Origin of the sequence: Buttiauxella sp. 3AFRM03 (assembly GCF_003675305.1) — a bacterium.
Classification (GTDB): Bacteria; Pseudomonadota; Gammaproteobacteria; order Enterobacterales; family Enterobacteriaceae; genus Buttiauxella; species Buttiauxella ferragutiae.
The window spans coordinates 5,081,615-5,094,677 of sequence record NZ_CP033076.1 but is presented as its reverse complement, the minus strand read 5'-3'; the positions used below and the strand labels follow the sequence as shown (position 1 = coordinate 5,094,677).

At 47.1% G+C, this 13,063-nt stretch carries 17 protein-coding genes; 1 reads left to right on the top strand and 16 read right to left on the bottom strand.

The window, feature by feature from the left end; all coding sequences use genetic code 11:
* Nucleotides 1–32 precede the first annotated feature (32 nt).
* Together D8682_RS25375 and D8682_RS25370 are read right to left on the bottom strand one after the other, a co-directional pair.
* A complete protein-coding gene (locus D8682_RS25375) occupies nucleotides 33–1,073 on the bottom strand; it encodes a phage late control D family protein (RefSeq protein WP_121815500.1) in 1,041 nt (346 codons plus the stop codon).
* Between the two features lie 4 nt (nucleotides 1,074–1,077).
* Entirely contained in the window at nucleotides 1,078–1,284 is a 207-nt protein-coding gene (locus D8682_RS25370; RefSeq protein WP_121815499.1) for a tail protein X, read from the bottom strand.
* 46 nt (nucleotides 1,285–1,330) lie between these two features.
* On the opposite strand from D8682_RS25370, the gene D8682_RS25365 reads away from it, so the two are divergent.
* Entirely contained in the window at nucleotides 1,331–1,840 is a 510-nt protein-coding gene (locus D8682_RS25365; protein ID WP_162303054.1) for a hypothetical protein, read from the top strand.
* A gap of 87 nt (nucleotides 1,841–1,927) precedes the next feature.
* Here D8682_RS25365 and D8682_RS25360 read toward each other — a convergent pair whose 3' ends face one another.
* The 14 genes from D8682_RS25360 to D8682_RS25295 all read right to left on the bottom strand — a co-directional run bounded on the left by D8682_RS25360 (nucleotide 1,928) and on the right by D8682_RS25295 (nucleotide 13,058).
* Nucleotides 1,928–3,460, bottom strand: coding sequence for a hypothetical protein (locus D8682_RS25360; protein ID WP_121815497.1), 1,533 nt, complete (start codon nucleotides 3,458–3,460; stop codon nucleotides 1,928–1,930).
* 114 nt (nucleotides 3,461–3,574) lie between these two features.
* Nucleotides 3,575–3,862 carry a phage tail assembly protein gene (locus tag D8682_RS25355; protein ID WP_162303053.1) on the bottom strand — a complete coding sequence of 96 codons (288 nt, stop codon included), beginning with the start codon at nucleotides 3,860–3,862 and terminating at the stop codon, nucleotides 3,575–3,577.
* Nucleotides 3,863–3,922: 60 nt separating this feature from the next.
* Nucleotides 3,923–4,432: a phage major tail tube protein gene (locus D8682_RS25350; protein WP_121815495.1), complete on the bottom strand. Its 510-nt coding sequence runs from the start codon at nucleotides 4,430–4,432 to the stop codon at nucleotides 3,923–3,925.
* 10 nt (nucleotides 4,433–4,442) lie between these two features.
* Complete coding sequence (locus D8682_RS25345) at nucleotides 4,443–5,918, bottom strand: phage tail sheath C-terminal domain-containing protein (protein ID WP_121815494.1); 1,476 nt, start codon at nucleotides 5,916–5,918, stop codon at nucleotides 4,443–4,445.
* A gap of 90 nt (nucleotides 5,919–6,008) precedes the next feature.
* Nucleotides 6,009–7,916, bottom strand: a complete 1,908-nt coding sequence (locus D8682_RS25340) for a phage tail protein (protein ID WP_121815493.1) — start codon at nucleotides 7,914–7,916, stop codon at nucleotides 6,009–6,011.
* The gene (locus D8682_RS25335; protein WP_121815492.1) at nucleotides 7,917–8,447 is read right to left on the bottom strand and encodes a phage tail protein I; all 531 of its coding nucleotides are present in this window, start codon (nucleotides 8,445–8,447) and stop codon (nucleotides 7,917–7,919) included.
* A complete protein-coding gene (locus D8682_RS25330; protein WP_121815491.1) occupies nucleotides 8,444–9,340 on the bottom strand; it encodes a baseplate J/gp47 family protein in 897 nt (298 codons plus the stop codon). The genes D8682_RS25335 and D8682_RS25330 overlap by 4 nt, the downstream gene beginning before the upstream one ends.
* On the bottom strand, nucleotides 9,337–9,672 hold the full coding sequence (locus D8682_RS25325) for a GPW/gp25 family protein (RefSeq protein WP_121815490.1): 336 nt from the start codon (nucleotides 9,670–9,672) through the stop codon (nucleotides 9,337–9,339). Before D8682_RS25325 ends, D8682_RS25330 begins: the two co-directional genes overlap by 4 nt.
* 38 nt (nucleotides 9,673–9,710) lie before the next feature.
* Entirely contained in the window at nucleotides 9,711–10,334 is a 624-nt protein-coding gene (locus D8682_RS25320) for a phage baseplate assembly protein V (protein WP_121815489.1), read from the bottom strand.
* A complete protein-coding gene (locus tag D8682_RS25315; RefSeq protein WP_121815488.1) occupies nucleotides 10,334–10,951 on the bottom strand; it encodes a phage tail protein in 618 nt (205 codons plus the stop codon). The genes D8682_RS25320 and D8682_RS25315 overlap by 1 nt, the downstream gene beginning before the upstream one ends.
* 43 nt (nucleotides 10,952–10,994) lie before the next feature.
* Nucleotides 10,995–11,504, bottom strand: a complete 510-nt coding sequence (locus tag D8682_RS25310; protein ID WP_121815487.1) for a phage major tail tube protein — start codon at nucleotides 11,502–11,504, stop codon at nucleotides 10,995–10,997.
* Nucleotides 11,504–12,073, bottom strand: a complete 570-nt coding sequence (locus D8682_RS25305; protein ID WP_121815486.1) for a hypothetical protein — start codon at nucleotides 12,071–12,073, stop codon at nucleotides 11,504–11,506. The genes D8682_RS25310 and D8682_RS25305 overlap by 1 nt, the downstream gene beginning before the upstream one ends.
* Nucleotides 12,070–12,708 (bottom strand): hypothetical protein, encoded by a 639-nt coding sequence (locus tag D8682_RS25300; RefSeq protein ID WP_121815485.1) that lies wholly within the window; start codon nucleotides 12,706–12,708, stop codon nucleotides 12,070–12,072. The genes D8682_RS25305 and D8682_RS25300 overlap by 4 nt, the downstream gene beginning before the upstream one ends.
* A complete protein-coding gene (locus tag D8682_RS25295; protein WP_121815484.1) occupies nucleotides 12,705–13,058 on the bottom strand; it encodes a head-tail joining protein in 354 nt (117 codons plus the stop codon). The genes D8682_RS25300 and D8682_RS25295 overlap by 4 nt, the downstream gene beginning before the upstream one ends.
* Nucleotides 13,059–13,063: the final 5 nt, after the last annotated feature.

Below are 13,063 nucleotides of genomic sequence, written 5' to 3'. Positions count from 1 at the left end.
GCGGATTCAGGTAATTATGGTGATTGTGATTGTCATTCCAGATCTAGACTCACCAAAAAACCCTGATTTGTGAGATCCATGTTTAATCGTGAAATATGCCAATCCTTATCCTCTTCACTGCCAAATCCCTGTGTCGTGATAAGGCACTGCGCGGTGAGATTCATAAGCTCAGGGGTCGCTATCAGACCAACATTCATCCCTACCAGCTTTTTTTTACTTCCTGTTGAAAAGCCAGCTGCAATTTCACGGGCAGACTGCAAATCTGGTTGTGGCCATGAATATTGGATTACTGGCTCACCACTTCCTATCGTAAGTGTTTTTGTTTTACCTCCATCAGTCATGTCTTTGTACGAGATGATTTGCGTTCCCCCGCCAGATGTCGATGTGTCCGGACTGTCACTATTTGATTGATAGCTCCATCTTCCGACCATGTTCCTGTTGATGAGGTATTTTTTCAAAGGCGTTCCGCTAACCGTTGTAAGGGAGCCTCGCGGGGTTATAACCCAGTTATCATGCGTTACCTTGCTTACGGCACCGTAACGTCCTGCCAGTCGCGTCAATAGATTCATATCGCTTTCACCCAATTGATCGATATGTTCAATCTGAATATTGGCCAGTTCCTCAGGAATGGCCGCCGCCAGTTGGTGTTCAGCAGTGATGGATTTGACAACATCCCCTAAGCTAACGCCTGACCACGAACGTGTTTTTTGGGATTGCAGCGCGCTGTGGCCACGAGCATTTGTTTTAGAAAATGCTCGCGCGGTTATCTGCACAATCCGGTGCGCAGAATTGGATCCTCCGGAGGCCATGGCATCGACAATATAAGTGCCTTTATCCACCAGCTCCTCGCCGAATCCCATGGCGATAGAAACCTTTACACCTTTAGGGGGGAGCTTGAGCGTGTCGGATGCAACAGCAAACACAATCTGATCACTCTGCTTTGTATTGCCGCCATTATCAGTTAGTGACAGACTGACAAGGTTTTGACGCACTTCCTCCGTGATGTCAGCCTCCTCAATCGAAATTGAAAAATTTGGCTGCCATGGCTCGGTTCCTGTGAGTGGCGCTTTCATGGTTTTACTCCCAGAGCCTGGTTACAGCTTTCCGCTTCGCTGGTTCAACAGGCGGCAACTCAATCACCGTTCCCGCATTGAAGATTTCAGCGGTCGTTGCGTCATAATTTTCTGGAGAAAATAAAACAGCCTCGAACGTTCCTTTCGTTGAGCCGTAATTTTTCCAGCATATTACGTCAAGTTTTTCATTGTCTTTTGTTGTGTAATTCATACAGCCCCACTTAGTTACTTAATTTTTAATTCAATAGGGTTTTATTATGATATTTAAAAAGATTCCTTCCTGTTCAGTTCTTATTACTTCAATTTTCATTTCCTCACCAGCACTCGCCGACCAGTGGGGTGTCATGCCTGGAGCGTCTGAAAGTTCCATTTTGATTGGATTAAATGCTGATGGTCATGGGATTACAGCATCATGTTTTGGCGAAATGGTGGAGGTTTCCTATATGAAACCAGATTATGAATCGACAGTAACGGGTCGTGAAAAATACCATGGAAATATTCTTATTAAGGTCGACAACGAACTAATCATGACTCGGCGTTCCGTCACTATTTCCAGACCATCCGCCACGCATTTAGCATTAACGTCTAAGTTAAACAATGCTCCAGCCACAGTAAGGAAAGTTCTCCGGGGTATTCGTGATGCAAAAGAAACAGTCACTTTACAGGCAACGGCTTCAGATAAGATTGTCAATTCTGCCGATATAAGCGCCATTGGTTCAACTGAAGCGGTCACAGAATTTGCGAATAAATGCGGGATTGAAATTTAATAATTAATATTTAAATAATGCTTCGTCCGGTACGCCTTATATTTCTTATGGTGTATCGGATATCACCATAATATATAATAACAATCACTACTGATCATATGTATACGATGGAAGGTCAGGGAATATTTTCATTAACTCACCCTGAACCTCTTCACCCTCTCTCCCGGGTGACGGATAAACATTAATAATTGGCGCTATATGATTAGTTACGACCTTAGATTCGCTTGTTGAATTTCCAGTCGGGAATGGTACTCCAGTTACCGAATTAACATCCTCAGCTAATGGAATTGAGATATTTCTTAGCCTGAACTCTCTTTCGGCCTCATCCATAATTTGATTTTTGGTATTGCGAAGTTCACGCCCGCTCAATTGCTGTTTTATTGGCAATGCTTTTTGTGTTTCATCAAATTCCACACCTGCCCTGGTTCTGGCTTCTGATACTGTTTTTTCCTCCCCTTTTTCCGATAATGATGGATAAAGTTTTGTTATAAAGTCAGCAAGAGCTGAAATAGCTTTACCAAAGCTCTCCAGCCCATTCCATAATCGTTCCGGCCCAGTCTCCCCACCTTCTCCGGGTTTAAGCCAATCCGTGACCATGGTTGTTATTTTTGGCCCTAGAATCGTAAATTCTTGTTTTAATTTATCCGCACCTTTCAGAATATCATCACTCGCCGCGCCGAGAGTTTGCCCTATTATTTCTCGCGCACCTGATGTAACAACGCCCCAGAGACTATTAAGCGCATATTGCCCTTTTACTGCCTGTTTGGCTCCCTCCTCTGTCGTCAGGTTGTATTTTTTCCCGGCGGCCGTCAGGTCTTCAAACGTCATGCCTAACGTCGTCATGTATGAAACAATTTTTTGCGCTTCACCCCCGAAAAGCTGATCTGCAAAAGACCCCGCCTCGGCGGCCGACATTTTTCCTCTTTTGACGTTTTCGTTAACCAGTTTCATCACGTCCTGAAATAGTTTATTTGGGTCCCTTTTCATCTCCCTGTTGGCGCGTGCCTTGGTGTATCCAATTTGGCCCAACAATGGATCGAGCATTTTTTCGTTGCCGATTTCCCCGATTTTGTTTTTCATCTCGTCGAGTAAATCGCCTACAGCATCCTCATCAATCCCGATCGCTTTACCAATGTTCTGATATGCCATGTGCGTACCGAAATCCAGCCCGTAGCCCTGCGCCTTACCCAGCTGCTCCGCCGTATTCGCATTTAATGCGATACCTCCGGCGGCGGCTCCAGAGAGTACGCCACCCCCAATAGTCAACCCGCCAATAGCTCGCCCGCCAATGGCTATTCCGGTCGCGCCCGCTGCACGGAATGCGCCTCCCACCCGGCCTAGCGCATTCAGGCGCGAGAGCTTTCTCGATGCCTGATCAATCTCCCCGCCCAGTTCGCTATAACGTTTTTTAAGTTCAGAGACATCCTCACCGGCCAGTACTCCCTTTTTGATTTCGCGGGTGAGCTTTTGTTGTTCTCGGGTGAGTTTGTTTATTTCTTTGGCCGCCTCTTCAGCGGCACCGCCGAGCGTTCTACCAATCGATGATGCTGCCTGGCCAAAGCTCGGATCAACCTCTGCGCCGAACTTCACGGTTGCTTTAAAATTGCTACTTTTTGCCATGAGATTTACTCCGGGTTATGGCCAGTTTTTTAAAGATGGCGTAAACACTCAAGGGCAAGCTCATTTGCTCATCAAGATTGAGCCTGCACCAGTAGTTTATTCCGGTGTAGTTTCCTAGGAATTGGGATTCGAACGCTCTTCCGGCGGTAGCAAAAAAGTATCGACGGCCCTCCCCAGTTGCGCATAATCATAAGCGGATAACAGGTAAAGCTCTGAGGGTTCGACGCCGCAAAGACTCGCTATCATGGTGATTTCTTTTTCCAATGCGCCACCTTGTGTTTTTTCGAATGCCAGTTTATCTCTTACCGTTGGCTCTCTAAGATGCAATTCGGTTTTCTCGCCGGTGGTAGTTTTCAGTGGGCGGCTAAGGGTGATAACGGTGGTGTCTGCTGGATATTCCATTGTGTTCTCCTGGATAAAAAAAAGGCACCGTAACGGTGCCATAAATGGTTTTTTTTCGTACTACATCAATAAGGCATCTTTCTCAGCCTGCAGGGTATTTACACCACGCACTGCACGGATCATATTTTTTGGGTCAATCTCGTAAATTTCCTGATCATTAATCGTTAAGCGGTAATAACTCAGCCTCATGGTCACCGTGCAACCCACGGCCTCCTGACCATCGGTGCCATGTTCATCTGATTCAATGGTCGCGATGATGCCTTCCAGTTCGTCGGTAAAGGTAAGCAGTGCACCATTACTATCTTTGTAAGTACGGCGCATCTGAATACGTGTAGTCGCAGTGGGAATAAACCCAAACAGAGACAAAACATCAGGATCAGCACCCGTTTTGAACGTGCACTGCATTGGCTCCATCCCGGTATCAACTGGCATGGCCGTATCCATCCAGGTTGTTTTATGATCTCCGATAATCCCGGTCATCGCAGGTGGCGTAAAAGAACGCAAATCACCAATTCGTGAACCATTCTGCGTCCACATTGAGCTTTTGCTATAAATAAAACTCAGATCCATTTTTAGCTCCTTACGCCGCCGCGCCAGTGAATTCACTAACGGTATACGTATTGTCGATGCTGTACGTGATGATAATTTCTTCAGCTGGAGATTTCGGTGCAATAGCTACGTTGACATACACCTTTCCGGCTGCCAGAGATTCCGCGGTGTTTAATTCAGGATCAAGCCAGGCTCTCCCACCATTAATTGAACCCCGCGCTATTTCTTGCCGAATATAACTATTAATTGAACCCACCAGAGAAATGGATAGGGCTTTATCGATAGGACGGTCAATGTAATTTTTAGTGACCATTATTTGAATTGAATCTTCAATCGCATCCATAGTGCGACGAACAGATTCAAATCGCCATTGTGGATCAGCTGTGCATAGACGGTTACCCCAATGACGGAACCCACCAAGCATAATAATGGTGCTGATATTCGCCTGATTGAGCTGGTTGGCCACACACATTTCATCACCAATGATGAAGCTATCAATTTGCTCAAGACCAACAAAGCCATATACATCTTTATTGGATTTTGACCACCACCAGCCATTCTGCTCATCGATACGTACACGATGGCCGGCGGCAGCCGCTGAATATGGTCGACTTACGATGGCGCCCGTAACAGAGTCAGTCACCATAATTCTTGGGCGGAGGATTTCTACGCGTCCGCCATACATCTGGCCACGACGGGCAACACTTTCCGCGGTCGCCATCGATTCAGAATCCAGATAGGTCACCGCCCGCAATTTGTTGGCCATACTCTCCAGAGCTTTGCCCACGCCATCATCAGTACTCCATTCTGGCGCGATAAGAATGCGGGGTTGATAATTCAATGTACCCTGTGACATTTCCAGCGCCGTAATGCCTTTTAGGATGTTGGCTATCTGCAGTTGTTCATCAACATTTTCCTCAACTCTGACGACTATCATCAGCGCGCCTGCCTGAGCCAGGATATCTTGAGTATCTGCATATAGCGTGCCGGTGATGCCAAGTTTTTTCGCTTGAGTGCGGCTGCCAGAGATAATTGCAGGGGTGTAAAGTGGGAAAGGTTCGTCTTCGCCATTTTTCAGATTAACGGCAGCAAAAGGATCAACGATGCCAGCACCAGTAATACCTGGATAAAGGGTAGCAGTAATCTCTGATGTAATGACAGCATCAACCGCAGTAACGATATCTGCAGCAGTAGCAATTGATATACCAGTGGCATTGACCTTAAGTGCAATGGTTAACATTCCATCAGCGAAAGTGGCTAAAGTACTCAGAGCATCAGCTTCCCCTGAAATAGCCGTGACGCGTAATTGATTACCGGAAAACCCCACATCAGTGGCCGTAAAAACAATGGCCGTATTCATGATAGTGCTACCCGTCATAATATTGGCGGCAACCCCTGTAATGGCATCTGGTGCAGTTCCTACCAGTCCGATGACAGACATATTGACCGTGGTCACCGCTTTGGTTTTGCTGTCAGTTTCCTTTGTGCGAGTACCATGCAAATCCATATATTTTCCTCGAAAAAAAACCACCAAAAGGTGGTTGTGGTTAATTCATGCCTTGCGGCGGCGAATGCCTTTGGTTTGCTGTTTCTTAAATCATTTTTTTCTAATCATGGCCTTTAGTTCTGCAACTTCTTCCCACAGCAATTCCACTTGCGTTTTTGGCTGTGCTACCTGCAATGCGGTAAAGTTAACCCCATCAAAAACCCACGTCCCGTCAGCTTTAAACCCTGCCGGAAGTTCGTCAATGACTCTGAGGCTATGACCTTCAGGCCAAAAGGCGTCTACATTATCGGCGCATGAGATAACCCGCCCTGTTTCCGCTTCAATACCGATGAGATAGCGCCCTGAAATCTTCTTTTTGGCCTCGTACCAGTCCCAGCCTTCATCACTTATCAGATATTTAGCGTTCGGGTATTTTGGTTCGTCTGGTTCGTACATCACCAGGTTATTCATGGCGGTAATAACTTCTGGCACTTCTATCAATGTCATGTTTAAAGATGATAGCTTTTTAGCTTTTAATCCGAGCACTCCGACGGCTGTCCATGTACCAGTAACCCATTGCACCATCGGTTGACGTGCATAGTAAGAACCATTATCAGCGCCAAAGTCACCACCACCCGTAAGAACCCAGCCTGGCAAATATTCAGTTGTTCCCGCCGCACTTTCAAACCAAACATATGCGCTTAATGCCATATCGACTATTCCGTCGGCTGGTTGTGGGTTTTGCGTTGAATATTGCAAAATCCACGGCGCAAACGGCGAATCGTTTGTTCTAAATCTGTTAATAATCCTGCCGTCTGTCGTATAAAATATCTGCTGTATCCAACTACCAACGCCTTGAGGTGGTATAGAAACATTCCCACCAGTTCCACCGGATGACAGAGTTAACACCGTTCCATAACTCGGCCCTGGTGCGTCTGGCCCATCAAGTAACCCGCTACACATTGACCACCCAAAAGGCGCAACATCAAGGCTGGCAGGTGTAGCCATATACGTCTGAATTGTTCCAGGCAACGGAACTCCATGTTGTTCAAATGAATCCGCAGATAATCGCCCTACAACATGCCCCTCTGTAATTTGGCTGGCGCTAGGTGGGTTTAGTGTGCCAAATAATGCCTGTCTGTTTTGTATTGATATGGCTCCTGTTGCTTTATCGATTACTAGCCATTCGACCGTTAATTGACCTGCGCTAGTAATAAACCAATTCGCCGTATGTACAACGGTGGCGTCACCGCCATATAGGATGTGGACGCCTGCACCAAACGGGCCAAAATGATCATCTTCAGGCCCGCCACCCTGCGTAAAAATTGTCGATGGGTGACCTTCTGTTGATAAAAAATATGGGTCGTCGAGGCGAATGGCTGGACCACCCAAACCCCATGAACCATTCATTAGCACGGCACCCGGAGTGCTGCTGTCTGTTAGATGCATCTGTACAGGATGAGTGGAAGCGGTACCCAGACCAAGATGATCACGGGATAATTGCTGCGCCTCTGCACCGGCTGCGGCTATTTCTGAAAGATTGTTACCAATTCGCAAATAAAGTGTATTTGCTCGTTCTTCCGTCAGATAATCGCTGGGCTGAATGATAACTGTGATGGCACTCGTATCCGATACAGCCAGCACATAACGTAAATCAAGATTCATAGCGTAACCGCTATCGGCGGGCGGTTTTATCTGATCCGGATAGTTGGCCACACTGAATAATGTCCCATCACTGGTAAATAATCCGACCTCCCGGACCGTATAACCTCCGCTTTCTTTTGGAACAATAAGCTGTGTAACCAGCGCATTAGGTTGCGCCGGGTCGGTGGCCATATTGCTGATATTGTCGCGGAACGTTTCGCCCACCAGCGCCACCATAGCCGGGTCGGGGGTGATAGGTTGGCCGCCGCCGTCGCCCACTGCAAATTGCGTAAGCGTGACCGGCACGCCGCTTGCGATAGCCTGCGCCAGTAGTGCTTGTCCTGCGTCCGTGATGATTGTGTAATATGTCGTCATTTAAGCCGTTCCAATAGTTGCCGTGATAGTGCCGGTGATAATCCCGCCCATGAAAAACTCGCCGCGAATATCTGGCGATTTCATATCAATTTGTGACAATAAACTTCGGGCGTTTTTGGCGTCATTAATCTGGTTAGTAATCGTTAATAATGCCGCCTCGGATGCCAGGCCGTTGATGGTTGCGCGGAATGTGTAAGGTGCGGCCGGTGGAGTATCGTTAAACCATTCGATAACGTCCACGCTGTAGCCGGTGGCCAGTAATGCCTCGCGCACGGCTCCGGGCGTGCCTCGCGTTTTGTTCACTTTGGGTGAATTTTTTATCGCGCCCCGTTTTTGGCTTTCCATCCACGCATCATCCCAGAACGTCACGCCGGATTCCCATGCCAGCCAGGGGAGGACAATCACGGGAGAGAGGTCGGGATTTTTTACCGTGCGAATATCGATGGGCGATTCCCCGACGTGGGCCATAACTTGCTCTTGCGCCAGCTCCCCCGGTGTGGCGTTCGGCGGTAACAATGATTTGAATGTCATACGTTATCGCCTCGCGTCAGGATGACATCGGTGCAATGAAACACCTGGCCGGTAACGGGGATCAAATCCGCCGCCGGTGATGTTAATTCCACATGGGTTGTCCCTGGCTGTCTCAATGCCCGATATACCCCGCCAATATCGACACGGTTATCGAATCGGTGTTGTTGCTCGGCAAAGCGCCAGGCGGCCGCCTCGGCGTTTTCCATGACCACATCACTGGACGGCCCCGCGTCGGTGTAAATCGTGGCCACAATCTGATAATCGATAATTGTCGCCGGTCGCACGGTCACAAAATCCGTTAGCGGTCGGACAAATTCCGCATTAAGGGCGGCGGTTACGGTGTCGAGAAGTGATTGAGGCGGGACGCCGTTGCCGGTGCGGGAAAGTACATAAACATCCACATATCCCGGCTGAGTTTGCGGCGGACCGTAGGCGATGGCGTCCAGTACATCCCCGTCCGCTGATAACGTGTGATATTCATAAGCTTTGTTCGATCCGGCCGTGTTGAGCGCGTGCCATGAGATTTGAATGCGATAACGAAATTCATCATCAGATTCCATCACGGCCGGAACCGGTGGAATGACGGTATTGTCCGGAGGCGTGATTTCACGGCGGGCAACGTCGTAATTTGCGCCGAGTTGGTCAAGGTCAGCGCCCATGGCATAGGCCAGTAATACCGCCCAGATACCGGAGTTAAAACGCTGCACGCCCACCATTTCCCGATAAACGAGTATCTCCAGCAATTTGATGGCTGGATCGGATTCAAGGAGTGCATTAAAAACCGGGTCCAGCCCTTGCAGCTCCGCCAACCGTTCTTGCTTCAGCATTTCAAACTCCGGCATTTCAATTACAGCCGGGGGTGGCAACTGGCTTAAATCGATGGTCTGGCTCATAAAGAAATGCCCTCAAGAATTATCGGTAACTGGCTCTCGATATCAGTCGCATCGATATCAATTAAAATTTCTCCGCCTCCAGCCTTCTGCACATTTATCGCATCAATTTGAATACGTGGCTCCCATCGAGCCAAGGCAATCGCCGTGGCCATTACGACGCGAATGGCAGTAGTGCGATCATCTGGGTGATCAACAAGGTCCAGAACCTCACTGCCGTATTCCATAAGCATTCGTCGTGATGCAAGTGGTGTACTCAGAATGTCTTTAACAGACTGGCGAATATGTTCAGTGGCGCCGAGATGCATGCCGGTATCGCGATTCATTCCCTGCATAAAATTCACCTATAAAAAAACCCGCAATTTGCGGGTTATTATTTGACGATTTCCTTTGACTTTATGGGTTCATTGGGTGGGTCGGTTACGCCACCAGTCTCGCCATTTTCATTGTGAGTATGCCCATTGTATTTTACACGCAGATCCTGCAGCGAGCCGGACCCACCATTGTTATCCGTGATATTGCCGGTTACATTCAGGTCGCCAGTGATATTCACATTACCCTGTAACTCAATACCACCAGAGGCAATAACGATCACTTTTCCGCCTTCAGGCAATGATATTTCTGCCTGATTGGTCTGAGTGTCATACATCACCGTGGCACCATTACCATACCGCGTAATATGTTGATGTGGAGAATCTGAAGCGGCAGCTTGATCATCTGTGATGTAGCCTGCCAGAACTACGCCACCCCGCAATTCACCACCTTCACTGAATACAGTAGCTGGAGAGCCCGCAGCAGGTACGCTCCATTCCTGTTTCTCTGCATCAGAACGCGTAAACCAGGGTAGCCAGGTCGTCACATGTTCATTGCCTGATATGGGATCAATTCCAAATGTGACACGACAGCGTGGCGGTGACATTTGCACACTATGAATAACACCACCGCGGACTATATCTCTGACACGACGGCGTAAATCTGAGAGTTCAAAACCATCCATCAGCCGACTCCTGCAATTACATCGCGCATTTTTTTCAATGCGTCCTGAATTTTTTGCTCTTTCGTAATGCCGCCGAGCGGAATGGTGGTTGATACTGGTTCATCAATATTCAATCGATAACCATAAAATTGTAGAGTCAGTGTGATGACCTGATGCCTCGCCTCACTACTGGTCCGAAAAGAGTCCATTGTCTGATTAATATCTGTCAGCACCCAATAACCCATCACTTTTCCACTACCAGTAACCAACATAAATGGCTGCTGTAAATTCCCCTGCAGGCGCAAATGCTCAACCGGATCAACCGACAATGCATTGACCATGCCGTATTTTTCAATCGATTTAGTCAATAATGATGGATTAATAAAAGAATCATACATTTCACAATCAAATTTTATAGTAGGGGCTTTTTTCCCCGTGTACTGAAGCTTATCGCGCTTACCGATTAAACCCTGTGATACCCATGACCAGGTATCTTGTATCGTGAGTTTACTGTATGCCAGCGTGCTGAGTTGAAAAATGAAGCTTCCCCACATCATCAGGGGAGGCAGTTCATCGAGATAATTTTCTACTTGTTCACGGATGTTTGAGCCAAGAATGGCGATGGGATCTATTTTCATTGAAGGACTCCCGGTAAACACCTCGCTCCGGGGAATGAGGTAATTAAAGAATTAATGACATGAAATTACCTGGCATACCAAGAACGTTAATACCAAGAATTTTACGCAGCCCCAAAACAGGATTAATTTCCAAAAGTGGATAAACACCATTGGCAGATACGCGATAATAACTGGCCGATACCGTGACGATTTGTCCAATCGTATCCTTATCATTATTACCGTGTTCATCAGCACGAATGGCGCTAACAAATCCCTCAACTTCCTCTTCAATCATGGTGATATCTTCAAGCGGTCCTCGATATGCACGGCGCACAGAAAGGCGTGCACGGACGCCAGGAATGATGCCAAACACCATAAATGCCATGGCATCCATTCCCTGACATTTATACGAGGCGGTCATTAATTCAGTGCCGTCATCAACTGGCACTGGCGCATTCATTGCGCCAGCCTTGAATAATTTCTGGGTTATTTTTATTTCTGGCGGCGTATATGACACGGTGTCAGCTATTTCAAGGCCATTCATCCACAACGAACAACCGCGATAAACAGGCATTAGTTATCCTCCGCTTTGGCGACAAGCACATAATCATCTTTATGTGCCACACCGACTTCAGGAAAAATACCCATCCAGAATTCTTTAAGCAATGGCGCATCAGGCTCGGCAAATGGATCAAGCCCGACCGCTAATCGCTGAGTAAATGATACGCCCCAGATAGCGTGATTTGGGCGCACATCTTCGCCTTTTTGCCAGAACATGGGCTCCGCATTTTCAAACACAGCTGGAGCGGTACCGGGTCCAAATTGCTTCCCATGGATCCAGTCTGATATTTTCAGCGCGGCATTACGTACCCGCGTTTCTGTTGAACCTATTTCATTTTCATCGACATCCTGTGCGGATTCAAAATGCCGTACGATATAAAGCATATTGGTCAGCTCAAGCGTCACATTCCCGCCATTTTCTTGTTCCGCGCGCGACCATTGCGAAACATCAAAGAATATAGCAGGGGTTTGAAAATCAGCTGTAAGTTCAGGATATATACCCACTGTAACTGCCCACGGGATTTTTTTTAGCTCAGCCAGCACTGCATTTTGATAATCATCGAGATATAAAACACCGTTCATCCGTTATAGCCCCGCTTCACTAGCCCTTTAAGCTCTTTATTGAATATCTCCATCAGCAGTTCGTTCGCACCTGCAAAGATATCTGAGGGGATCTCTTCTTTTACTGGGTCTGAAATATGGATTTTTGCTTCACTCAGAAATGGCTTACCTTCAGTGCGGAAGTATATTGATCGTTTCCCTCTGAAAGTTGTTACAAAACCACCAGGATAAGATGTTGTATTTAACCCTGATGATTTGGGATTAAACGTTGCCCCTCGACTACCCCGACCAGATATAAATCGTCCACGTTCATCACGCTTGCGGTTTTTTGCTTTCCCGCCAGATGGATTCTTCATCGTCCCTTTAATAGCACTTACAGGCATATCATTAAGACCAAGCCAGATTTTACCGTGCCCTGGCATTCTGCTATTCCCTCCAGAAGTGCGCACCGTAAAGATTTTCACCCTCCGTTTAATGATCTCCTTTTTTTTCGCGCCTGTAACATCCCTCATCATTGAAATAGAATTGATTTGAAGTTTATTCAGCGTCTTTTCTAATGCTCGATTATACGCCAAATTAGTTTGTTTATAGGTTGCCCCCAGCGCCTTTTGAATTGTCTGTAGCTCACTGGCATCCACATAAAAACCCGATTTCATAATCGACTGTCCGGTATATCAAAAGCAGACTTTTTATATTCAGACAACATGACACGGGTCATACCCAATCCATCGGGCTGCAATTCCTTCACAAAAAATTTATCTTCACCAACATAGACAGTGTCTTTTCTGCTCAGATCGATAATGTCACTATCACGCGCAGTAATACTGATACTTGAACCTTCTATACGCCCACCATCAGGAATATCAGTTCTTTCGTATGGCTGATCGAAAATTGCCTCAATTAATCGGGGAGAGGAGCCGCCAGGCCATAACGTAACATTCTTAATCGTTTTGAATGTTTTGATTAGAAGATCATCAGCTTTTTTCATTACTGCATCAAAATCCATCGGGA